The organism is Candidatus Pelagibacter ubique HIMB140 (assembly GCF_025558165.1).
In the GTDB taxonomy this organism is placed as follows: domain Bacteria; phylum Pseudomonadota; class Alphaproteobacteria; order Pelagibacterales; family Pelagibacteraceae; genus Pelagibacter; species Pelagibacter ubique_T.
Genome location: NZ_LAMZ01000001.1, coordinates 86,787 through 106,543 on the forward strand (window position 1 = coordinate 86,787; position 19,757 = coordinate 106,543).

Annotated in this window: 33 protein-coding genes; 31 read left to right on the forward strand and 2 right to left on the reverse strand. The window is 30.2% G+C overall.

Annotated features, from left to right (window positions below; translation table 11 throughout):
- Positions 1-94: 94 nt before the first annotated feature.
- The 30 genes from rpsL to VP90_RS00635 are packed head-to-tail and all read left to right on the forward strand — an operon-like array spanning position 95 to position 16,882.
- The gene (gene rpsL / locus VP90_RS00490) at positions 95-466 is read left to right on the forward strand and encodes a 30S ribosomal protein S12 (protein ID WP_075506813.1); all 372 of its coding nucleotides are present in this window, start codon (positions 95-97) and stop codon (positions 464-466) included.
- Entirely contained in the window at positions 466-936 is a 471-nt protein-coding gene (gene rpsG / locus VP90_RS00495; RefSeq protein WP_262589096.1) for a 30S ribosomal protein S7, read from the forward strand. The genes rpsL and rpsG overlap by 1 nt, the downstream gene beginning before the upstream one ends.
- Before the next feature lie 6 nt (positions 937-942).
- Entirely contained in the window at positions 943-3,021 is a 2,079-nt protein-coding gene (gene fusA, locus VP90_RS00500; protein WP_262589097.1) for an elongation factor G, read from the forward strand.
- Positions 3,021-3,329: a 30S ribosomal protein S10 gene (rpsJ, locus tag VP90_RS00505; RefSeq protein ID WP_023853699.1), complete on the forward strand. Its 309-nt coding sequence runs from the start codon at positions 3,021-3,023 to the stop codon at positions 3,327-3,329. The genes fusA and rpsJ overlap by 1 nt, the downstream gene beginning before the upstream one ends.
- Positions 3,330-3,331: 2 nt before the next feature.
- The gene (gene rplC, locus VP90_RS00510; protein ID WP_262589099.1) at positions 3,332-4,042 is read left to right on the forward strand and encodes a 50S ribosomal protein L3; all 711 of its coding nucleotides are present in this window, start codon (positions 3,332-3,334) and stop codon (positions 4,040-4,042) included.
- A complete protein-coding gene (gene rplD, locus VP90_RS00515; RefSeq protein ID WP_262589100.1) occupies positions 4,042-4,665 on the forward strand; it encodes a 50S ribosomal protein L4 in 624 nt (207 codons plus the stop codon). Before rplC ends, rplD begins: the two co-directional genes overlap by 1 nt.
- A gap of 1 nt (position 4,666) precedes the next feature.
- On the forward strand, positions 4,667-4,960 hold the full coding sequence (gene rplW, locus VP90_RS00520; RefSeq protein WP_262589101.1) for a 50S ribosomal protein L23: 294 nt from the start codon (positions 4,667-4,669) through the stop codon (positions 4,958-4,960).
- Between the two features lie 3 nt (positions 4,961-4,963).
- Entirely contained in the window at positions 4,964-5,803 is an 840-nt protein-coding gene (gene rplB, locus VP90_RS00525; protein ID WP_075506807.1) for a 50S ribosomal protein L2, read from the forward strand.
- On the forward strand, positions 5,803-6,093 hold the full coding sequence (gene rpsS, locus VP90_RS00530; protein ID WP_075506806.1) for a 30S ribosomal protein S19: 291 nt from the start codon (positions 5,803-5,805) through the stop codon (positions 6,091-6,093). The genes rplB and rpsS overlap by 1 nt, the downstream gene beginning before the upstream one ends.
- A gap of 2 nt (positions 6,094-6,095) precedes the next feature.
- Entirely contained in the window at positions 6,096-6,494 is a 399-nt protein-coding gene (gene rplV / locus VP90_RS00535) for a 50S ribosomal protein L22 (RefSeq protein WP_262589102.1), read from the forward strand.
- Positions 6,478-7,158, forward strand: a complete 681-nt coding sequence (gene rpsC / locus VP90_RS00540) for a 30S ribosomal protein S3 (protein ID WP_075506804.1) — start codon at positions 6,478-6,480, stop codon at positions 7,156-7,158. The genes rplV and rpsC overlap by 17 nt, the downstream gene beginning before the upstream one ends.
- Positions 7,158-7,568, forward strand: coding sequence for a 50S ribosomal protein L16 (rplP, locus tag VP90_RS00545; protein ID WP_075506803.1), 411 nt, complete (start codon positions 7,158-7,160; stop codon positions 7,566-7,568). The genes rpsC and rplP overlap by 1 nt, the downstream gene beginning before the upstream one ends.
- Entirely contained in the window at positions 7,569-7,760 is a 192-nt protein-coding gene (gene rpmC, locus VP90_RS00550) for a 50S ribosomal protein L29 (RefSeq protein WP_075506802.1), read from the forward strand.
- Positions 7,753-7,989 carry a 30S ribosomal protein S17 gene (gene rpsQ, locus VP90_RS00555; RefSeq protein ID WP_262589104.1) on the forward strand — a complete coding sequence of 79 codons (237 nt, stop codon included), beginning with the start codon at positions 7,753-7,755 and terminating at the stop codon, positions 7,987-7,989. The genes rpmC and rpsQ overlap by 8 nt, the downstream gene beginning before the upstream one ends.
- Positions 7,989-8,357, forward strand: coding sequence for a 50S ribosomal protein L14 (gene rplN / locus VP90_RS00560; protein WP_008544079.1), 369 nt, complete (start codon positions 7,989-7,991; stop codon positions 8,355-8,357). The genes rpsQ and rplN overlap by 1 nt, the downstream gene beginning before the upstream one ends.
- A gap of 1 nt (position 8,358) precedes the next feature.
- Positions 8,359-8,604 (forward strand): 50S ribosomal protein L24, encoded by a 246-nt coding sequence (rplX, locus tag VP90_RS00565; protein ID WP_262589105.1) that lies wholly within the window; start codon positions 8,359-8,361, stop codon positions 8,602-8,604.
- Positions 8,604-9,158, forward strand: coding sequence for a 50S ribosomal protein L5 (gene rplE / locus VP90_RS00570; RefSeq protein WP_262589106.1), 555 nt, complete (start codon positions 8,604-8,606; stop codon positions 9,156-9,158). The genes rplX and rplE overlap by 1 nt, the downstream gene beginning before the upstream one ends.
- A 2-nt stretch (positions 9,159-9,160) precedes the next feature.
- Positions 9,161-9,466 (forward strand): 30S ribosomal protein S14, encoded by a 306-nt coding sequence (gene rpsN, locus VP90_RS00575; protein ID WP_075506797.1) that lies wholly within the window; start codon positions 9,161-9,163, stop codon positions 9,464-9,466.
- An 11-nt stretch (positions 9,467-9,477) separates the two neighbouring features.
- Positions 9,478-9,873 carry a 30S ribosomal protein S8 gene (gene rpsH, locus VP90_RS00580; protein ID WP_262589107.1) on the forward strand — a complete coding sequence of 132 codons (396 nt, stop codon included), beginning with the start codon at positions 9,478-9,480 and terminating at the stop codon, positions 9,871-9,873.
- Entirely contained in the window at positions 9,873-10,412 is a 540-nt protein-coding gene (gene rplF, locus VP90_RS00585; protein WP_262589108.1) for a 50S ribosomal protein L6, read from the forward strand. Before rpsH ends, rplF begins: the two co-directional genes overlap by 1 nt.
- Positions 10,412-10,768, forward strand: coding sequence for a 50S ribosomal protein L18 (gene rplR / locus VP90_RS00590; protein WP_262589109.1), 357 nt, complete (start codon positions 10,412-10,414; stop codon positions 10,766-10,768). Before rplF ends, rplR begins: the two co-directional genes overlap by 1 nt.
- Positions 10,769-10,770: 2 nt before the next feature.
- Entirely contained in the window at positions 10,771-11,286 is a 516-nt protein-coding gene (rpsE, locus tag VP90_RS00595) for a 30S ribosomal protein S5 (protein ID WP_262589110.1), read from the forward strand.
- The gene (rplO, locus tag VP90_RS00600; protein WP_075506792.1) at positions 11,286-11,738 is read left to right on the forward strand and encodes a 50S ribosomal protein L15; all 453 of its coding nucleotides are present in this window, start codon (positions 11,286-11,288) and stop codon (positions 11,736-11,738) included. Before rpsE ends, rplO begins: the two co-directional genes overlap by 1 nt.
- A 9-nt stretch (positions 11,739-11,747) precedes the next feature.
- Positions 11,748-13,028 carry a preprotein translocase subunit SecY gene (gene secY / locus VP90_RS00605; protein WP_075506791.1) on the forward strand — a complete coding sequence of 427 codons (1,281 nt, stop codon included), beginning with the start codon at positions 11,748-11,750 and terminating at the stop codon, positions 13,026-13,028.
- Positions 13,029-13,592 (forward strand): adenylate kinase, encoded by a 564-nt coding sequence (locus VP90_RS00610; protein WP_262589112.1) that lies wholly within the window; start codon positions 13,029-13,031, stop codon positions 13,590-13,592.
- A gap of 55 nt (positions 13,593-13,647) precedes the next feature.
- A complete protein-coding gene (rpsM, locus tag VP90_RS00615) occupies positions 13,648-14,031 on the forward strand; it encodes a 30S ribosomal protein S13 (RefSeq protein WP_075506789.1) in 384 nt (127 codons plus the stop codon).
- Between the two features lie 2 nt (positions 14,032-14,033).
- Positions 14,034-14,483 (forward strand): 30S ribosomal protein S11, encoded by a 450-nt coding sequence (gene rpsK / locus VP90_RS00620; protein WP_075506788.1) that lies wholly within the window; start codon positions 14,034-14,036, stop codon positions 14,481-14,483.
- Entirely contained in the window at positions 14,483-15,511 is a 1,029-nt protein-coding gene (locus VP90_RS00625) for a DNA-directed RNA polymerase subunit alpha (protein WP_075506787.1), read from the forward strand. The genes rpsK and VP90_RS00625 overlap by 1 nt, the downstream gene beginning before the upstream one ends.
- The gene (gene rplQ, locus VP90_RS00630; protein ID WP_262589113.1) at positions 15,511-15,954 is read left to right on the forward strand and encodes a 50S ribosomal protein L17; all 444 of its coding nucleotides are present in this window, start codon (positions 15,511-15,513) and stop codon (positions 15,952-15,954) included. The genes VP90_RS00625 and rplQ overlap by 1 nt, the downstream gene beginning before the upstream one ends.
- Before the next feature lie 10 nt (positions 15,955-15,964).
- Positions 15,965-16,882 (forward strand): RluA family pseudouridine synthase, encoded by a 918-nt coding sequence (locus VP90_RS00635; protein ID WP_262589114.1) that lies wholly within the window; start codon positions 15,965-15,967, stop codon positions 16,880-16,882.
- Here VP90_RS00635 and lipB read toward each other — a convergent pair.
- The gene (gene lipB, locus VP90_RS00640; RefSeq protein ID WP_262589115.1) at positions 16,860-17,477 is read right to left on the reverse strand and encodes a lipoyl(octanoyl) transferase LipB; all 618 of its coding nucleotides are present in this window, start codon (positions 17,475-17,477) and stop codon (positions 16,860-16,862) included. The genes VP90_RS00635 and lipB overlap by 23 nt on opposite strands.
- Positions 17,478-17,538: 61 nt before the next feature.
- On the opposite strand from lipB, the gene mgtE reads away from it, so the two are divergent.
- Positions 17,539-18,912 (forward strand): magnesium transporter, encoded by a 1,374-nt coding sequence (gene mgtE / locus VP90_RS00645; RefSeq protein WP_262589117.1) that lies wholly within the window; start codon positions 17,539-17,541, stop codon positions 18,910-18,912.
- Here the strand turns inward: mgtE and VP90_RS00650 are convergent.
- Positions 18,909-19,754 (reverse strand): pantoate--beta-alanine ligase, encoded by an 846-nt coding sequence (locus VP90_RS00650; protein WP_316963568.1) that lies wholly within the window; start codon positions 19,752-19,754, stop codon positions 18,909-18,911. The two genes, mgtE and VP90_RS00650, sit on opposite strands and share 4 nt — an antisense overlap.
- Positions 19,755-19,757: the final 3 nt, after the last annotated feature.

Below are 19,757 nucleotides of genomic sequence, written 5' to 3' on the forward strand. Positions count from 1 at the left end.
AATGTAGTGCTCTTGAGGTACTAAACGCTGCCACAAAATAACCTGTCAGTTATTTTCATCTCAAAAATAAATTAATTAATTTTAAAAAAAAATTATGCCAACTATTAATCAGTTGTTAAGAAAAAAAAGAGTTAAACAAGTTTCAAGGAACAAAGTTCCTGCTTTACAAAAGCAACCTTTAAAAAGAGGTGTTTGTGTTAAAGTTTATACAACCACTCCAAAAAAACCAAACTCTGCATTAAGAAAAGTTGCTAGAGTTAGATTGTCAAACGGTTTTGAAGTAACTGCTTATATTCCAGGCGAGGGACATAACTTACAAGAACACTCAGTAGTTCTAATTAGAGGTGGAAGGGTTAAAGATTTACCTGGTGTTAGATATCATATCTTAAGAGGAAATTTAGATACTCAAGGTGTTGCAAATAGAAAACAGAGAAGATCTTTATACGGAACAAAAAAAGGTAAATAATGTCTAGAAAAAAAACTCAACCCAAAAAAAATATAGTTCCTGATCCAAAGTTTAATTCAACTATAATTCCAAAATTAATAAACAACATTATGTATGATGGCAAAAGAGGTATTGCTGCAAAAATAGTTTATGAAGCAATAGATAAAATCAAAACAAAAACTAAAGATGAACCAATAAATATTTTCAATGAAGCGATTAACAATATCAAACCAACTGTAGAAGTTAGATCACGAAGAGTAGGTGGTGCAACATACCAAGTGCCAGTTGAGGTAAAAAGTAAAAGAGCTCAAGCACTTGCAATAAGATGGTTAGTTGATTCAGCAAGAAAAAGAAAAGACAAACACATGGCAGATAAAATTTTTAACGAACTGTATGATGCTTATGAAAAAAAAGGTGCTGCAGTAAAAAAAAGAGAGGATGTTCATAAAATGGCAGAGTCTAATAAGGCATTTGCACATTTTAGATGGTAAAGAATTATGGCTAGAACTCATACATTAGATAAATATAGAAACATTGGGATCATGGCCCACATAGACGCTGGTAAAACAACTACTACAGAAAGAATTTTATATTATACAGGAAAAAGCCATAAAATTGGTGAAGTACATGATGGTGCAGCAACAATGGACTGGATGGAGCAGGAACAAGAAAGAGGTATCACAATTACTTCTGCAGCAACAACTTGTTTCTGGAATGACCACAGAGTTAATATAATTGATACTCCAGGCCACGTAGATTTTACAATTGAAGTAGAAAGATCTTTAAAAGTATTAGATGGTGCTGTGGCTGTATTTGATGGAGTTGCTGGTGTAGAACCTCAATCTGAGACAGTATGGAGACAAGCAGACAAATATAAAGTTCCGAGAATTTGTTTTGTAAATAAACTTGATAGAACTGGTGCAGATTTCTTTAGATGTGTTGATATGATCAGAGATAGATTGGGTGCTAAACCATTAGTTTTACAAGTACCTATTGGAATTGAAGCTTCTTTAACTGGTGTTGTTGACCTAGTTAAAATGAAAGCTCAAGTATGGAAAAATGAAGCATTAGGTGCTGAGTGGGAATATAAAGATATACCTGATGATTTAAAAGAAATTTCAGAAAAATACAGAACTGAATTAATTGAGTCTGCAGTTGAGCAAGACGAAAAGTTAATGGAAGCGTATTTAAATGGCGATGAAATTAAAGAGGAAGATTTAGTTAAGTGCATTAGAAAAGGAACTTTAAATTTTAGCTTTGTTCCTGTTTTAACTGGTTCAGCTTTTAAAAATAAAGGTGTTCAGCCTTTATTAGATGCAGTTATTAATTACCTTCCAAGTCCAGTGGATATTGGATCTATCAAAGGAACTAAACTTGGTTCAGATGATGAAATTGAAATGAAATTCGAGGATGGATCATCTTTTTCAGGTTTAGCATTTAAAGTTGCGAATGATCCATTTGTTGGTTCATTAACATTTGTTAGAATTTATTCTGGTACAATTAAATCAGGTACTGCTGTGTACAATTCTTCATCAGATAAAGAAGAAAGAGTTGGTCGTATGCTTTTAATGCATGCAAATTCTAGAGAAGATATTAAAGAAGCAAATGCAGGTGATATTGTTTCTTTGGCAGGTTTAAAAAATACTATGACAGGTCATACTTTGTGTGACAAAGAAAATCCTGTTTTATTAGAACCAATGGAATTTCCTGAACCAGTAATTGAAATTGCTGTTGAGCCTAAAACAAAAGGTGACCAAGAAAAAATGGGTGAAGCTTTAGCAAGATTAGCTAAAGAAGATCCTTCATTTAGAGTTTCATCTGATGAGGAATCTGGTCAGACAATCATCAAAGGAATGGGTGAGCTTCATTTAGATATTATTGTTGATCGTATGAAAAGAGAATTTAAAGTTGAAGCAAATGTTGGTGCTCCACAAGTTGCTTACAGGGAGACAATAGAAAAATCAGCTGAATTTGAATATATACATAAAAAACAAAGTGGTGGTGCTGGCCAATTCGCTAAAGTAAAATTATTTGTTGAACCTCAGGATCCAGGTAAAGGTAGAGAGGTAGAAAGTGCTATTAAAGGTGGAGCTATTCCAAAAGAATTTATACCTGGTGTTGAAAAAGGTATTGAGACAGTTTCAGATAGTGGGATATTAGCAGGGTTTCCTATGATTGATTACAAAGTAACGATTGTTGACGGTTTACATCATGATGTAGACTCAAGTGTTCTAGCATTTGAACTTGCTAGCAGAGCATGTTTTAAAGAAGCTTGTACACAAGGTGGATTAAAGCTTTTAGAGCCTATTATGAGAGTGGAAGTTGTTACTCCAGAAGATTATATGGGCGATGTAATTGGTGATTTAAACAGTAGAAGAGGCCAAATTAGCACTCAAGAGCAAAGAGGTAATGCAACTGTAATCACGGCAATGGTTCCTTTAGCAAATATGTTTGGTTACATAAACAATCTAAGATCAATGTCTCAAGGAAGAGCACAATATTCAATGTTCTTTGATCATTATTCTAAAGTTCCACAAAATGTTCAAGACGAAGTAACTAAAAAGGTAGCAGGTTAATGGAAAAACAAAATATTAGAATTAAATTAAGAGCATACGACAATAAAGTTTTAGATGCTTCTACCGAAGAAATAGTAAATACAGTTAAAAGAACTGGAGCTACTATAAAAGGACCAATACCACTTCCTACTAGAATTGAAAGATATACAGTTTTAAGATCTCCACACATTGATAAAAAAAGTAGAGAGCAATTCGAGTCTAGAACTCACAAAAGATTAATCGACATTATAGAACCAACACCACAAACGGTAGAAGCTTTAATGAAATTAGACTTGGCCTCAGGCGTAGATGTGGAGATAAAAATTTAATTATGAGCGAGATAGCTTTATTAGGTAAGAAAATTGGCATGACTAGAGAATTTTATAAATCTGGTCAGTTAGTGCCTGTTACAGTTCTTAAAGTTGAAAAAGCTAGGGTTATTCAAGTAATTGAGGAAGAAAAAAGAGGTTACAAAGCTGTTCAACTTGGATATGGAAAAATAAAAAATTCAAAATTAACAAAAGCAATGAAAGGTGTTTTTGCAAAGAAAAACACTGAAGCTAAGAAAAAATTAAAAGAATTTAGAGTAAACGATATTTCTGCTTACAAAGAAGGAAATGAATTTGGTTTAGAAATTTTTAAAGATATAAAATTTGTAGACACAAGATCAAAAACGATTGGTAAAGGTTTTGCTGGTGCAATGAAGAGACATAATTTTGGGGGCTTAAGAGCCAGCCACGGTGTTTCTATTTCTCATAGAGCTCATGGTTCAACAGGACACAGTCAAGATCCAGGTAAAGTTTTTAAAGGAAAAAAAATGGCTGGTCATATGGGTGATAAGTTAAGAACAATGCAAAATATCGAAATAATAAAAACAGATTTAGAAAATGAGTTACTGTATTTAAAGGGATCTATTCCAGGATCAAAAAATGCTGAAGTGATGGTTAAAAAATCAGTAAAAAATATAAACAAAATGACAATCAGTGAAAAACAAGCTGCTGCTGAGGAAGCAAAAAAAACACCAGATAAAAAGAAAAAATAATGAAATTAGATAAAATTAGCATAGACGGAAAAAAAGATACTATTGAAGTATTAGATAAAATATTTTCTGCAAAAATTAATCAAAAGTTAGTTGCTAGTGTTTTATATAAAACAAATGCTAACTACAAAGGTAGACACGCAAAAACTAAACAACAAAATGAAGTAAAAGGTCCAACATCAAAAATTTATGCACAAAAAGGAACTGGTGGAGCGAGACACGCTAGTAGAAAAGCTCCTATTTTTGTTGGTGGTGGTATAGCTCATGGTCCAAAAGGTGAATTAGCTTACAAAAAAAGAAAGTTAAATAAAAATGAAAAGAAACAAAGTGTTGCTTCTTTAATTACTGAAAAAAATAATAACAAGAACTTATTAATTTTAAACGATTTTAATTCTGAAATTAAAAAAACAAAAGAAATGAATTCAATAATTAATAAACTAGAGATTTCTAATTCATTAATTATACTTGATAAAAATTCTAAAGATAAGATAGAAAAATCTGTAAGAAATATTCCAAACGTAAAAGTTACTGACGTAAATCATTTTAGTGCTTATGATATTATAAAATTTAAGAAAGTTGTTTTTACTGAAAGTTCAGTAAAAGAATTGGAGAAAAGGTATTCTTAATATGGATAAAATTCATTTATACGACAAAATTCTTTTTCCAGTTGTTACTGAGAAATCAACAAACCTATCAGAATTGAATAAAATTACTTTTAAGGTTCCTGATGGTGCTAATAAAAAAAACCTAAAAAAAAATATTGAAAAAATTTTTAAGGTTAATGTCACTAAAATCAACATCATCAATAAACAAAATAGAACTAAGCTCACTAGAGGTAAAAAAGTGAAAGTTTCAGGATACAAAAAAGCAATTATAACTCTAAAAAAAGGTCAAAGCATTGATCTAACAACAGGAATTTAAGAAATGGCATTAAAAACTTTTAAACCATACACAAAATCTACTAGAGGTACTATCTTAGTAGATAGAACAGGTCTATGGAAAGGCAAACCTTTTAAAACTCTTGTTTCTCCAAAAAATGCCATGAAGGGCAGAAATAACAATGGACACATCACTTCGATTAACAGAGCAGGTGGTCATAAGAAAATGTATAGACATGTTGATTTTTATAGAAAGAAATTTGACATGGAGGCTACTGTTGAAAGAATAGAATATGATCCGAATAGATCTTGCTACATAATGTTGGTTAAATTTGAAGATGGAACTCATTCGTATTTTTTAGCTCCTCAAAAAATTAAAGTCGGAGATAAGATTGAGAGTGGATCGAAAAAAGAAATTAAAATTGGAAATTGCATGCCGTTACAAGATATACCTGTTGGCATCAATATTCATAACGTTGAAATTCAACCAGGTGGTGGTGGTAAAATAGCTAGAGCCGCTGGTTCTTCAGTTACAATTAGTGGATTAGATGGAAATTATAGTTTAATTAAATTAGCGTCAGGTGAAGTACGTAAAATAGACTCTAGAGCTTTAGCTACTATTGGAATTTTAAGTAATCCTGATCAAAAAAATATTAAAATTGGAAAAGCTGGTAGATCAAGATGGTTAGGAAGAAGACCTCATACTAGAGGTGTTGTTAAAAATCCAGTTGATCACCCACATGGAGGTGGTGAAGGTAAGTCAGCAGGAGGAAGGCATCCAGTCTCTCCAACAGGACAATCAGCAAAAGGTTTAAAAACTAGAGATAATAAGAGAACAGATAAATTTATAGTTAAGAGAAGAAATAAAAGGAAGGATACTAAGTAATGGCTAGAGCTGTATGGAAAGGACCATTTGTTGAAGAAAGCTTGATGAAAAAAGTTGACAAGTACAAAGATGATCCGAAGAAAATTCCAATTAAAACTTGGTCTAGAAAATCTACTATTCTTCCAGATTTTGTAGGGGTAGCTTTTCAAATATATAATGGTAAAAAATTTATTCCAATAACAGTATCAGAGGATATGGTTGGTCATAAATTAGGAGAGTTTGCGCCAACAAGAACTTTCTTTGGACACACACCAGCTGATAAGAAAGCTAAACCAGCAGAGAAAAAATAATTATGGGTAAGAAAAAGAAAATTGATAAAAACAACGATAAGACTGTAAAGTCTATAAACAATGGAATTAGATCAAGCGTAAGAAAAATTAATCCAATTTTAAAAAGTATTGTTGGTAAAAAGGTTGATGTGGCTATTAGAGATCTGCAGTTTTCAGAAAAAAGAGTTACAAGAGATATAAGAAAGACAATTAGCTCAGCTGTTGCAAACGCTGAAAATAACTTTCAATATGATATTGACAATTTAATTGTCAAGGAAGCGTATTGTGGAAAAAAAATTATTATGAAAAGATTTAGACCAAGAGCAAAAGGTAGAGCAGCACCAATTTTAAAACCTTGGTCAACAGTAACTATAATTTTATCAGAGGCAAAACAAATGGAGAAACATGGGACAAAAGGTTAATCCTGTAGGTTTTAGATTAGGTGTAAACAGAGGTTGGGACTCTGTTTGGTATGCTAAGAAAAAAGATTTTGGCAACTATCTAATTGAAGATTTTAAAATAAGAGAATACATCAAGAAGAATGTAATTAATTCAGGTGTATCTAAAGTGATGATAGAGAGAACATCAAACAAATGCTACGTTACAATTTACACATCTAGACCTGGATTTGTAATTGGTAAAAAAGGTAGTGATATTGATAAAATTAAAAATAACTTATCAAAATTTACGACAAATGAAGTCAACTTAAATATCAAAGAGGTTAAAAAACCTGAAACAAATGCATATTTAGTTGCTGAAAACATTGCACAACAGTTAGTCAAAAGAATTTCATACAGAAGAGCCATGAAAAGAGCTATGCAATCATGTATTAGACTAGGTGCAAAAGGGATTAAAGTTTCAGTAAGTGGAAGATTAGGTGGTAATGAGATCGCTAGAACTGAATGGTTAAGAGATGGTAGTATACCATCACACACTTTAAGAGCAGATATAGATTATGCAGAAGCGGAAGCTCTTACAACATATGGAATTATTGGAATTAAGGTTTGGATCTATAAAGGTGAAGTTTTTGCAAGAGAATTTAGCCAGGAAACAAACAAAGTCACTCCAAAGGAAGGTAAACAATAATGCTTCAGCCAGTAAGAACTAAATGGAGAAAAGCTCATAAAGGAAGAATTCACGGTAATGCTACTAGAGCAAGTACTATTAATTACGGTGCGTATGCCCTGAAGGCATTACAGCCTGAGAGAGTTACTGGAAAACAAATTGAAGCTGCTAGGGTTGCTTTAACTAGACACATGAAAAGACAAGGAAGAGTATGGACAAGAGTTTTTCCAAATATTCCAGTTTCTAAAAAACCAATAGAAGTTAGAATGGGTAAAGGAAAAGGGTCACCAGAATATTTTGCTTGTAGAGTGAAACCTGGAAGAATTTTATTTGAAGTTGATGGTGTTTCTGAACAAATTGCCAAAGAGGCACTTTATAAAGCTTCAGCAAAGTTGCCAATAAAAACAAAGACAATAAAGAGATTTGCATAAATGAAAAAACAAGAGATTAAAAAATTAAGCAAAGATGAGGTTATCAAAAATATTGATAAGCTTAAAAAAGATTTATTTAATTTTCGATTTCAAAAAATGAATTCTCAAATAACTAATCCTGCAAAAATTGGAGAAACAAGAAAAACAATTGCAAGATTGAAAACAATTTTAAAAGGAAAATCAAATGCCTAAAAAAATATTAACAGGAGTGGTGATAAGCGATAAACCCAATAAAACAATTACAGTTATGGTAGAGAGAAAATATTCACACCCTGTATTGAAAAAAGTAATTAGAGTGAGAAAAAATTACAATGCTCATGATGAAAATAATACATTTAAAAAAGGTGATAAAGTTTCAATTATTGAAAGCAAACCATTTTCAAAAAATAAAAAGTTTCAAGTTATGGAGAATAATAAATAATGATTGGTGTACAGACAGAATTACAAGTTGCTGACAATACTGGTGCAAAAAGAATAGAGTGCATCAAAGTATTGGGTGGATCTAAAAGAAGATATGCCAGCATTGGAGATACAATTGTAATTGCTGTGAAAGAGGCTATCCCTAAGGGCAAAGTAAAGAAAGGAACCGTTCATAAAGCTGTAGTAGTAAGAGTTAAAAAAGGAATTCATAGAAACGATGGATCAAAAGTAAAATTTGATAATAATGCAGCAGTATTAGTTGACGATAAGGGTGAACCAGTTGGTACTAGAATATTTGGCCCTGTTACTAGAGAATTAAGAAGTAGAGGGCAAATGAAAATAATTTCACTAGCACCGGAGGTTTTATAAGATGATTAAAAAAGGTCTAAAAGTAAGAGTGCTAACTGGAAAAGACAAAAAAAAAGAAGGTGAAGTTATCGAAATCGACAGAGCGAATAATAGAGCCAAAGTAAAAGAAATTAATATGGTTAAAAAACACGTTAAAACAACAAAAGAGAAAAAAGGTGGTATTTTTTCAAAAGAAGGTTTTATTCATTTATCAAACTTAAAATTAATAGATGAAAAAGCAGAAAAGAAAAAAGAGGCTAAGAAATAATGACTCCAAGATTAAAAGAAATTTTTAATAAAGAAATACAACCAGCTTTAAAAGACCAATTTGGCTTCAAAAATATTTATATGGCGCCAAGAATTGAAAAAATTGTTTTAAATATGGGTCTTGGTTTAGATGGTTCAGATTCTAAAATTCTTAAATCATGTGAAGAGGATATGGCTAAGATAACAGGCCAAAAACCTGTAACTACAAAATTTAAAAAATCTGTAGCTAATTTTAAGACAAGAAAAGGATCTAATGCGGGCTTAAAAGTAACTTTAAGAAAAAACAAAATGTATGAATTTTTAGATAGATTAGTAAATATTGCTCTTCCTAGAATTAAAGATTTCAGAGGATTGTCGCCAAAAGGTTTTGATAAATTCGGAAATTATACTTTTGGCATAAAAGAACATATCATCTTTCCCGAAGTTAGTTTTGATAGAGCTGATAAAGTTAGAGGCCTAGATATCGTTATTGTTATAAAAGCAATTAACAAAGAGCACAGCTTTGCATTATTAGAAAAAATGAATTTTCCATTTATTAAAAAAGGAGACAATTAAAAATGGCTAAACTTAGTGCTGTAAATAAAAACAAAAAAAGAATTAAACTTTCAGACAAAATGTTCAAGAAAAGACAAAATTTGAAAAAAATAATAATGGATAAAAAACTACCATTAGAGGAAAGGTTTAAGGCACAGCAAAAATTATCAAAGTTGCCAAGAAATTCAGCTAAAACAAGAGTGATGAATAGATGTGAGATAACAGGTAGACCACATGGTGTTTATAGAAAATTAAAAATATCAAGAATTGCTCTTAGACAATTAGGATTACAAGGAAAAATACCTGGCTTAGTTAAGTCTAGCTGGTAGGAAGGAAAATTATGAGTTTAAGTGACCCAATAGGAGATATGATAGCTAGAGTTAAGAATGCTCAAGCGAGAAATCATAAAAAAGTAGATCTGCCATCATCAAACTTTAAATCAAAAATTGCAGATATACTTAAAAACGAAGGTTTTATAAAAGACTTTAAAATTAGTTCAGAGGATAGTAAACCAACATTGTCTTTAGAACTTAAATATCACTCTGGTAGCCCAGTTATCAGTGCATTTGAAAGAGTTTCAAAACCAGGAAGAAGAATTTTTTCTAGTGCCGAGGGTTTACCTAAAATTAATAACGGTCTTGGTATTGCAATAGTTTCTACACCAAAAGGTGTAATGACTGATATTGACGCCAGAAAACAACGTGTTGGTGGCGAAATTATTTGTAAGGTATTTTAATGTCTAAAATTGGAAAAATAAATATATCAATCCCTGAAAAAGTTAAAGTGGCTTTAGCTGGCAATATTATAAATATAGAAGGGCCATTAGGAAAGAAATCAATAAATATTGATTTGGATATGTTTAATTTGGATATTAAAGAAGGAAAAGAAATTTCAATAAAACCAAAAAAAATTGACCAAAATTCTAAACGACTTTGGGGCATGAACAGAAGTCTAATTAATAATGCCGTGATTGGCTCAAGTACTGGCTACGAAAAAGTGTTAGAGCTTGTAGGTGTTGGATATAGGGCGGCATTAAAAGGAAATCAGCTAAATTTACAATTGGGCTACAGTCATGATATTGATTTTGATATTCCAGAGGGAATTAAAATTGCTGTAGAAAAACAAACTACACTTAAGATCACTGGATCTGACAAACAATTAGTTGGTGAAGTTGCATCAAAAATTAAAACATTTAGAAAAATTGAACCATATAAGGGCAAAGGTGTTAGGGAAAAAGGCCAATATGTTCTTAAAAAAGAAGGTAAGAAAAAATAATGAAACTAAACACTAGTATTAGAAAAAGATTTAGAGTTAGCAACAAAGTAAAAAAAGTTGCTCCAAAAGATAGATTTAGATTAAGTATTTCAAGATCTGCCAAAAATATTTCAGCTCAAATCATTGATGATACAAAAAAAGTAACTTTGTTATCAGCTTCATCCATTGAGAAAGATTTAAAATCATCTGATAAAATTAACAAAACAGAGCTTTCAAAATTAGTTGCCCAAAAACTTGCAAAAAAAGCTCAGGAAAAAAATATTACAAAAATTTATTTTGATAGAGGATCTTATAAATATCATGGTAGAATCAAAGCATTTGCAGACACGTTAAGAGAAAATGGGATGGAATTTTAATTATGGAAAATAACAAAGACAAAAAAACAGACGATATTTTAGAAAAGTTAGTTCATATCAACAGAATTACAAAAGTTGTAAAAGGTGGAAGAAGATTTGGTTTTTCAGCTCTTGTAGTGGTAGGAAATCAGGCTGGAAAAATTGGAATAGCACACGCTAAAGCAAAACAAGTTCCAGATGCAATTAAAAAAGCTAATGAAATGGCGAGAAGAAAATTAACACATATACCTTTGAGAGAAGGAAGAACAATTCATCACGATGTTAAAGCTAAAGATGGCTCTGGTAGAATAGTTTTAAGAGCAGCATCAAAAGGTACAGGTATTATTGCAGGTGGTCCAGTTAGAGCAGTATGCGAGGTATTGGGTGTAAAAGATATTGTTGCTAAATCAATGGGCACATCAAATGCACACAATGTGATTAGAGCTACTATTAAAGCTTTAATGAAGCAAAATTCACCAAAACAAATTTCAGCAATAAGAAATAAAAAAATATCAGAAATTATTGAAAAAAGAGGATAATGATTACATTAAATACAAGACAGAAAATTAATAAACCTAAAATTAGAGTAGGAAGAGGTATTGGTTCTGGAAAAGGTAAGACATCTGGTAGAGGTGTTAAAGGTCAAAAATCTAGATCTGGTGTTGCAATAAAAAGTTTTGAAGGTGGTCAAATGCCTTTATACAGAAGATTACCTAAAAGAGGTTTTAATCCAATTTCAAGAGAAAACATTGCAATTTTAAACTTGGAAAAAATTCAGTCTTATATCGATAAAAAAAATATTAATCCTAATGAAGTATTAAATTCTTCATCTTTAAAGAAATTAAAGTTAATTAATAAAAACTCTACAAAGTTAAAAATATTAGGTACTGGAGAGTTAAAAGATAAAATTAATATTGAGGCTGACTTGGCATCAAAATCAGCAATAGAAAAACTAGAAAAAATTGGTGGATCTATTCAATTAAAAAAATAATTTGTTTAAATGAGCGCATCATCTTCAACAAATGATCTAAGAAATAGAATAATTTTTACCATAGCAATCCTTGCGGTATATAGATTTGGTACGTTTGTTCCTTTACCAGGAATTGATCCAGAACAATTAAAAATCATGATGGATGGTAATCAAAAAGGTTTACTTGGTATGTTTAATGTTTTTGCTGGTGGTGCCGTCAGTAGAATGGCAATTTTCGCGCTTGGTATAATGCCATACATATCATCAGCTATTATAGTTCAGTTGTTAACAGGGGTTTCTGATTATTTTAAGAATTTAAAGGCTCAGGGAGAAACTGGCAGAGCAAAGATTACTCAAATTACAAGATATGGAACAGTTTTACTCGCTACAGTTCAAGGTTATGGTTTGTCGGTAGGTTTAGAGTCTTCTGCAGATTTAGTAATTAATCCAGGAGCATTTTTTAAAATTACAACAGTAACAACCATTGTAGCTGGTACAATTTTTCTTATGTGGTTGGGAGAACAAATCACTCAAAGAGGAATTGGAAATGGAATTTCTTTAATTATTTTTGCCGGTATCGTTGCTGAAATACCTAGAGCTTTAGTTACAACTTTTGAATTAGGTAGAACAGGCGCTGTATCAACTTTCATGATCTTAGCAATTTTTGTTCTTTTAATATTAACTATTTTATTTGTTGTTTTTATGGAGAGAGCTTTAAGAAAAATTCTTATCAATTACCCTAAAAGACAAATGGGAAACAAAATGTATGGTGGAGAGTCTTCTCATTTACCACTAAAAATTAATCAAGCAGGAGTAATACCAGCAATTTTTGCCTCTGCTTTATTATTGTTACCAGTTACTTTTTCTAATTTTTCTTTTTCAAACAATGAAACTTTTTTAAACTTAAGTTCTTATTTCACTCAAGGTCAGCCTTTGTACATGTTGCTATATGCATCTGGTATAATATTTTTCACATTTTTCTATACTTCAATTACATTTAACCCAACTGAGACTGCAGAAAACTTAAGAAAATATGGTGGCTTTGTACCAGGAATTAGACCTGGTGAAAGTACAGCATTATATATTGAAAATATTTTAACTAAACTTACTACAATAGGTGCTCTATATTTGACACTTGTATGTTTAATGCCAGAATTTTTAATAGCTAATTACCCAATTCCTTTTTATTTGGGTGGTGCATCTATTCTTATTGTTGTTGTTGTAGCCATTGATACTGTAACTCAAATTCAAACAAGATTAATGAGCTCGCAATACGAACAATTAATTAAGAAAACTAAATTTGGAAAGTAAGTGAATATAGTTTTGTTTGGACCGCCTGGTGCTGGTAAAGGTACTCAAGCTAAATATTTAGTAAAGAAATTAAATTCCTTTCAAATCTCAACTGGTGAACTTTTAAGAGAAGAAATATATAAAAATTCAGACATTGGTAAGACAATAACCAATGACATGAAAAATGGTAAATTTGTAAGTGATGAAATTGTAAATAAACTTATTGAAAATTTAGTTTCTGACCCTCAAAAAAAAAATAGATTAATATTTGATGGATACCCTAGATCTTTGAGCCAAGCCAAAAATTTAGATATTTTACTGGAGGCATCAAGTCAAAAGATAGATTTAATTTTATATCTCAAAGTTGATAAAGATACAGTGGTAAAAAGACTAGAGAAAAGAAAAATTATTGAAAATAGATCAGACGATGAAACAAGTACTATTCTAAAACGTTTTGATACATACATGAACACAACAGAGCCAGTACTGAATTACTACTCAGAGAATCCTAAATTTAAGGAAATTGATGGAAGCTTAGAAATAGACGAAATAACAAGGAAAATAGACACTTTTATAAATGTTTAAGACGTTGACTTTGATTAATCTTCTTATATAAAAGGCACAATTTATCACAAAAATTATGGCTCGTATCGCAGGTATAAACATTCCACAAAATAAACTTGTCCACATTGGACTTACTTATATTTATGGAATTGGAGATAAATTCTCACAACAAATTTGTTCTTCTCTAGAAATTCCAAGAGCCAAAAGAGTGAATGAGTTAACTGATGATGAAATTTTAAAAATAAGAGAATACATTGATCAAAATTTTAAAGTCGAAGGTGATCTTAGAAGAGATTATTCTTTAAGTATTAAAAGATTAATAGATCTTGCATGTTATCGAGGAACAAGACATAGAAAAAAATTACCTGTAAGAGGTCAAAGAACAAGATGTAATGCAAGAACAAGAAAAGGGAAAGCAATCGCTATTGCAGGGAAGAAATTAACACCAACTAAAAAATAATAATGGCAAAAACAGAAAAAACTGACAATAAAGATCAGAAGGTAGAAAAATCTTCTAAAAAAAGTGCTAAGAGTTCTTATTCAAAAAAGAAAAAGATAAAAAAAAATATTTTAAATGGAATTGCTTATGTGCAATCAACATTTAATAACACAATAATTTCAATTGCTGATACAAATGGAAATGTAATATCCTGGGCATCTGCTGGACAGAAAGGATTTAAAGGATCAAGAAAATCTACGCCTTATGCAGCTCAAATAGCAGCTGACTCCGCAGCATCAAAAGCATTAGAGTATGGAATGAAAACTTTATCGGTTGAGGTAAAAGGACCTGGTTCAGGAAGAGAAACAGCATTAAGAGCTTTACAAGCAAGAGGTTTTAAAATTTTGTCAATTAAAGATACAACACCTATGCCTCACAACGGAACTAGACCACCAAAAAAAAGGAGAGTTTAATGGAAGTAGAAAACGTTAATGTAAAAAATTGGAAATCTTTGATTAAACCATCTAAATTAGATGTTCAAATTAGTGATGACTTAACACATGCTAAGATTATAGCTGAGCCTTTAGAAAAAGGTTATGGATTAACTTTAGGAAACTCCCTAAGAAGAATTTTGCTTTCTTCAATCAGAGGAGCTGCAGTTACTTCGATACAAATAGATGGTGTTCTACATGAATTTACATCAATTAAAGGTGTAAGAGAAGATGTAACAGACATAGTATTAAATGTTAAATCACTAGCATTAAAATGTAATTCTGAAGGTACAAAAAAATTAGTTTTAGATGCAAAAGGTCCAGGTGAAATAAAAGCTTCTGACATTGCTCCTGTGACTGATGTAGAAATATTAAATCCTGAATTAGTAATTTGTAACTTAGATGAAAATACTACTTTTCATATGGAAATGAATGTAAACACTGGAAAAGGTTATGTTCCGGCTGAGCTAAATAAACCAGAGGAGCCACCATTAGGTTTAATTGCCATTGACTCTTTGTATAGCCCTGTAAAAAAAGTTTCTTATTCTGTTAGCACAGCAAGAGAGGGTAAAGCTCTTGATTATGATAAATTAACAATGGAAGTGGAGACTAATGGTTCAATTTCTGCAGAAGATGCTGTTGCGTATTCTGCTAGGATTTTTCAAGACCAGTTGAAAATGTTTGTTAATTTTGATGAACCAGTTGAGGCTCCAGTAAAAGAAGTCTCATCTGAACCTGAGTTTAATAAGAATTTATTAAGAAAAGTTGATGAACTAGAGCTATCTGTTAGATCAATGAATTGCTTAAAAAATGACAACATAATTTATATTGGTGATTTAGTTCAAAAATCTGAGGGTGAAATGTTAAGAACACCAAATTTTGGTAGAAAATCTTTAAATGAGATTAAAGAAGTTCTAACTGGAATGTCTCTGTATTTAGGTATGGAAATACCTAACTGGCCACCAGATAATATTGCAGAAATGTCTAAAAAATTAGAGGAAGCAATTTAATGAGACACGGCTTAGCCAATAAAAAGTTGAATAGAACTTCTGAGCACAGAAAAGCTCTGTTAAAGAATATGTTAAATTCTTTAATAAAATATGAACAGATTAAAACTACATTACCGAAAGCAAAGTTTTTAAGACCTCAAGCTGACAAAATTATTACTCTAGGTAAAAAAGATACATTGCAAACAACTAAGATGCTTGTGTCTCAATTGCAGGATATTAAATCAGCTAATAAAGTAAAAAAAACTCTTTCTAAAAGATATTCAAATAGAAAAGGTGGCTATACTAGAATTATTAAAGCAGGTTTTAGATATGGTGATAATGCTCCAATGGCAATCATAGAATTTGTAGATAGAGATGTTGAGGCCAAAAGAGTAGATAAGAAGAAAAAAGATACGTCAAAAGAAGCTCCAAAAACAGAAGAAAATAAACAAGCTACAGCTTAAATCCTAAGTCATGAATAAGTCATACATCGTTGATTCAACGTGTAATGATATGCGTATTGATAGATGGATGAGATTAAATATTGGAAAAATACCTCAAGGTTTAATTGAAAAATATCTTAGGACAGGAAAAATCAAAATTAACAAAAAAAAAGTTAAAAGTTCTCACAAAATAAAAAAAGGAGATCAAATAAATATCTTTAATATTGAATTTAAAGAAAGAGTAGAACAAAAAAAAATAAAATTTTTACCAACTAAAGAAATAATAAAATCAAACGAAGATCAAATAATTGATGATAATGATAATTTTGTTGTATTAAATAAAGCATCAGGAATATCAGTACAAGGTGGTACAAAATCTAAAAAAAACTTAGTTGATATTTTCGCAAAGAGTGAAATTTTTAAAGGAACAAAACCTTATTCTGTTCATAGATTAGACAAAGATACGTCTGGTGTATTTATAATGGCGAAAAATAGAGAGAGCGCACAGTTACTAACATCATTATTTAGATTAAGAAAAGTTCACAAAACTTATCTTGCCATATGCCAAGGAGAAATAAATAAAAATACAGGTGTTTGGGATGATGACTTAATAAGATATGATGGAGATAAAAAGTTAGTTGAAAAAGCAAAAACTATATTCAAGGTAATAGATAAAAATTCTGAAGCATCTTTATTGGAGTTAAAACCAATAACAGGAAGAAAACATCAGTTACGTAAACAACTTTTTGCAATTGGAAATCCTATATTTGGTGATACCAAATATAAACTATCTAAGTCAGATAAAGGTATAAATAAAAATCTTATGCTGCACTCTTATCAAATTAAATTTAAAATTAATGATATGAAGCATACTTATTCAGCCTTATTACCAGAATATTTTAAAAAGTTGTTAAAATCAAAAAGACTTAGTTTTTCAAATTTGAAATAAAATTTTCGATAATTTCATTATTTAAGTTAGAATAATCTTGATTTGAAATTTTTTTTAAATTTGTAATACCTTTGTCTGAAATTCCACAAGGTACTATTTTTTTATAATTTTCTAGGTTGTTATCAACATTTATTGCAAATCCATGATATGCAATCCACTTACTCACTCGAATACCTATTGCAGCAATTTTTTGAATTTCATTTTTGTCTTTATACCATATTCCAATATTTTCTTTATCAGGAAAGGTTTCAATATTATATTTTTTTAAACTTTGAATAATTGTATTTTCAATGATTGTAATAAATTTTCTAATGTCTTTTTTTTCTCTTAGATCAATAACAAAATAACAAATTAATTGACCAGGACCATGATACGTAATTTTTCCACCTCTGTTTGTTTTTAATAGATCAATTGATTTATCAATTATTTCATTTTCTTTATACGATGTACCTGCAGTAAAAATTTCAGGATGCTCTAAAGTCCAAATTAACTCTTTTTCTTTATTAGCTGAAATATTTTTTAATCTAGACTCTAATAGATCAATTGCCTCAAAATAATTTACCGGTTTTATTGACTTTTTGATCTCTATATCCATTTAAAATTTGTAATATTTTAATTATGTATTAATAGTGCACAACTAAATTATAGGTACATTTATGTCTTTAATTAAAAAAACTAAAGATAAAAAAGTAAATTTTGAATTTAATAAAGAATATTTGAGAGTTGTTACCTCTAAAATAGCTAACAGTGATGCAAAATTTATTAATGACTCATTCAATGAAATGCACCCTGCTGATGCAGCAGACATAATTGAACACTTAAGCATTAGTGATAGAGAAAGTTTAATTAAATTAAATAATTTTAATATTGATGCAGAGGTTTTTGTAGAATTAAATGAGTCTATACAAACTGAAATAATTAAATATTTATCTTCAGACTCAATTGTTACTATTCTTACTAACCTTGAGTCAGATGATGCTATTTCGATTTTAGAAAATGTACCCGAAGAAGACAAGAACACTATATTAAGCTCATTACCACCTAAAGACAGATTTGCTCTGTTAGAAAGCTTAAGCTATCCTGAAGATACTGCTGCTAGACTTATGCAGCGTGAGTTTACAGCTATACCAAGCAACTGGTCTGTAGGTCAAACAATTGACTACCTAAGAGAAAATAAAGATCTGCCTGAGGAATTTTTGGAAATTTTTATTGTTAATGAAGAATTTAAACCTATTGGAACAGTTCCATCATCAAGAGTTCTTACTTCACCGAGAGACACAAAGATGGCAAGCATTATGTCTGAATCTCAACTATTAGTGCCTGTAGATATGGATAAAGAAGAGGTGGCTAACCTTTTTGAAAATTATAATCTTAACTCAGCAGCTGTAGTTGATAAAAATAATAAATTGGTAGGAATGATAATGAACGATGATGTTCTTACAGTTTTAAAAGAAGAGGCTGAGGAAGATGCATTAAGACTTGCAGGTGTAGGTGATGAGGAAATTACAGACGGTGTTGTTACAAAAACTAAAAGAAGATTTAACTGGCTTTTACTTAATTTATTTACCGCTTTTTTAGCTACTTGGTGTATTAGTCTGTTTGGAGCAACTATTGAGCAAATGGTTGTTCTTGCTTTCCTAATGCCAATTGTTGCTTCAATGGGCGGAAATGCAGGAATGCAAACATTAGCTGTTACAGTCAGAACAATTGCAACAAATGACTTAACCCAAAATAATTTTTCATCAAATGTTTTTAAAGAATTTTCAATTGGTATATTAAATGGAATTATATTTGCCGCTATAAGTGCTTTAATTGTTCAAATTTGGTTTCAAGATAGTATTCTTTCAATAATTATTTCAATATCAATGGTACTAACGATGATTATAGCTGGACTGTTTGGTATACTTGTTCCTTTTACATTAAAAAAAATGAATATTGATCCCGCAATTGCATCTAGTGTTTTTGTTACGACCATTACTGATGTAATAGGTTTTGTGTCATTTTTAGGTGTTGGGGCTTACTTTCTTTAAAAGTTATCAATTAATCTAACGTTATCAATATAGTAAGCAACAAATAAACGTGAGCCTTTAACAGTATTAGATATTTTAAGATTTTTAATAGATCTTAATTCCAAGTATTCAATTTTAATTTTTAAAAACTTCTCAAAATATTTCATTTGAATTTTTAAATTTTGTTTTATTTTTTTACTATTTGCTAAATTTCTTTTTAATTTAATTAAATTTTTGCTCAAAAAACTTGCTTTTTTAATTCCATTTAAGTCTAAATGACTATTTCTTGAAGACAAAGCTATTTTGCTTTTATTTCTAATCGTTTTGCATGGAATGATAGAAGTTTTATATTTATATTTCAGATAATTTTTTATTAAGTAATATTGTTGATAATCTTTTTTGCCCATAAATATTTTTTTTGGATTTACTAAGCTAGTTAATCTTTCCATAACATCTAGTACTCCTTCGAAATGGCCTTTTCTATATTTAGCGCATAAAATTTTATCTTTATTTGCGATTTTTATGTCTGATTTTTTATTATGATTGTAGATATCTTTGAATTTTGGAATGTATAAGAAATCTACCTTTTTAGTTTTTTTTAAAATTTTAATATCCTCTTTAATATTTGTTGGATAGTTCTTGAAATCTTTTTTATTGTTAAATTGTTTGGGATTAACGAAAATACTTACTATTGTCTTTTTGCAAGTTCGATTTGATCTTTCTATAAGTGATAAATGACCCTCATGTATACTCCCCATTGTGGGAACAAAGCCAATATCATTAAATGGCCTTAAAGCTTTTAATAATGAATTATTGTTTAATATAATTTTCATTTGTATTAGAAATTTAGATAAGTAAAACATTTA

Excerpts from the sequence above, each read along its gene's own strand:
- rpsL (WP_075506813.1), top strand. The coding sequence starts at position 95 with ATGCCAACTATTAATCAGTTGTTAAGAAAAAAAAGAGTTAAACAAGTT.
- rpsG (WP_262589096.1), top strand. The coding sequence starts at position 466 with ATGTCTAGAAAAAAAACTCAACCCAAAAAAAATATAGTTCCTGATCCA.
- fusA (WP_262589097.1), top strand. The coding sequence starts at position 943 with ATGGCTAGAACTCATACATTAGATAAATATAGAAACATTGGGATCATG.
- rpsJ (WP_023853699.1), top strand. The coding sequence starts at position 3,021 with ATGGAAAAACAAAATATTAGAATTAAATTAAGAGCATACGACAATAAA.
- rplC (WP_262589099.1), top strand. The coding sequence starts at position 3,332 with ATGAGCGAGATAGCTTTATTAGGTAAGAAAATTGGCATGACTAGAGAA.
- rplD (WP_262589100.1), top strand. The coding sequence starts at position 4,042 with ATGAAATTAGATAAAATTAGCATAGACGGAAAAAAAGATACTATTGAA.
- rplW (WP_262589101.1), top strand. The coding sequence starts at position 4,667 with ATGGATAAAATTCATTTATACGACAAAATTCTTTTTCCAGTTGTTACT.
- rplB (WP_075506807.1), top strand. The coding sequence starts at position 4,964 with ATGGCATTAAAAACTTTTAAACCATACACAAAATCTACTAGAGGTACT.
- rpsS (WP_075506806.1), top strand. The coding sequence starts at position 5,803 with ATGGCTAGAGCTGTATGGAAAGGACCATTTGTTGAAGAAAGCTTGATG.
- rplV (WP_262589102.1), top strand. The coding sequence starts at position 6,096 with ATGGGTAAGAAAAAGAAAATTGATAAAAACAACGATAAGACTGTAAAG.
- rpsC (WP_075506804.1), top strand. The coding sequence starts at position 6,478 with ATGGGACAAAAGGTTAATCCTGTAGGTTTTAGATTAGGTGTAAACAGA.
- rplP (WP_075506803.1), top strand. The coding sequence starts at position 7,158 with ATGCTTCAGCCAGTAAGAACTAAATGGAGAAAAGCTCATAAAGGAAGA.
- rpmC (WP_075506802.1), top strand. The coding sequence starts at position 7,569 with ATGAAAAAACAAGAGATTAAAAAATTAAGCAAAGATGAGGTTATCAAA.
- rpsQ (WP_262589104.1), top strand. The coding sequence starts at position 7,753 with ATGCCTAAAAAAATATTAACAGGAGTGGTGATAAGCGATAAACCCAAT.
- rplN (WP_008544079.1), top strand. The coding sequence starts at position 7,989 with ATGATTGGTGTACAGACAGAATTACAAGTTGCTGACAATACTGGTGCA.
- rplX (WP_262589105.1), top strand. The coding sequence starts at position 8,359 with ATGATTAAAAAAGGTCTAAAAGTAAGAGTGCTAACTGGAAAAGACAAA.
- rplE (WP_262589106.1), top strand. The coding sequence starts at position 8,604 with ATGACTCCAAGATTAAAAGAAATTTTTAATAAAGAAATACAACCAGCT.
- rpsN (WP_075506797.1), top strand. The coding sequence starts at position 9,161 with ATGGCTAAACTTAGTGCTGTAAATAAAAACAAAAAAAGAATTAAACTT.
- rpsH (WP_262589107.1), top strand. The coding sequence starts at position 9,478 with ATGAGTTTAAGTGACCCAATAGGAGATATGATAGCTAGAGTTAAGAAT.
- rplF (WP_262589108.1), top strand. The coding sequence starts at position 9,873 with ATGTCTAAAATTGGAAAAATAAATATATCAATCCCTGAAAAAGTTAAA.
- rplR (WP_262589109.1), top strand. The coding sequence starts at position 10,412 with ATGAAACTAAACACTAGTATTAGAAAAAGATTTAGAGTTAGCAACAAA.
- rpsE (WP_262589110.1), top strand. The coding sequence starts at position 10,771 with ATGGAAAATAACAAAGACAAAAAAACAGACGATATTTTAGAAAAGTTA.
- rplO (WP_075506792.1), top strand. The coding sequence starts at position 11,286 with ATGATTACATTAAATACAAGACAGAAAATTAATAAACCTAAAATTAGA.
- secY (WP_075506791.1), top strand. The coding sequence starts at position 11,748 with ATGAGCGCATCATCTTCAACAAATGATCTAAGAAATAGAATAATTTTT.
- rpsM (WP_075506789.1), top strand. The coding sequence starts at position 13,648 with ATGGCTCGTATCGCAGGTATAAACATTCCACAAAATAAACTTGTCCAC.
- rpsK (WP_075506788.1), top strand. The coding sequence starts at position 14,034 with ATGGCAAAAACAGAAAAAACTGACAATAAAGATCAGAAGGTAGAAAAA.
- VP90_RS00625 (WP_075506787.1), top strand. The coding sequence starts at position 14,483 with ATGGAAGTAGAAAACGTTAATGTAAAAAATTGGAAATCTTTGATTAAA.
- rplQ (WP_262589113.1), top strand. The coding sequence starts at position 15,511 with ATGAGACACGGCTTAGCCAATAAAAAGTTGAATAGAACTTCTGAGCAC.
- VP90_RS00635 (WP_262589114.1), top strand. The coding sequence starts at position 15,965 with ATGAATAAGTCATACATCGTTGATTCAACGTGTAATGATATGCGTATT.
- lipB (WP_262589115.1), bottom strand. The coding sequence starts at position 17,477 with ATGGATATAGAGATCAAAAAGTCAATAAAACCGGTAAATTATTTTGAG.
- mgtE (WP_262589117.1), top strand. The coding sequence starts at position 17,539 with ATGTCTTTAATTAAAAAAACTAAAGATAAAAAAGTAAATTTTGAATTT.
- VP90_RS00650 (WP_316963568.1), bottom strand. The coding sequence starts at position 19,754 with ATGTTTTACTTATCTAAATTTCTAATACAAATGAAAATTATATTAAAC.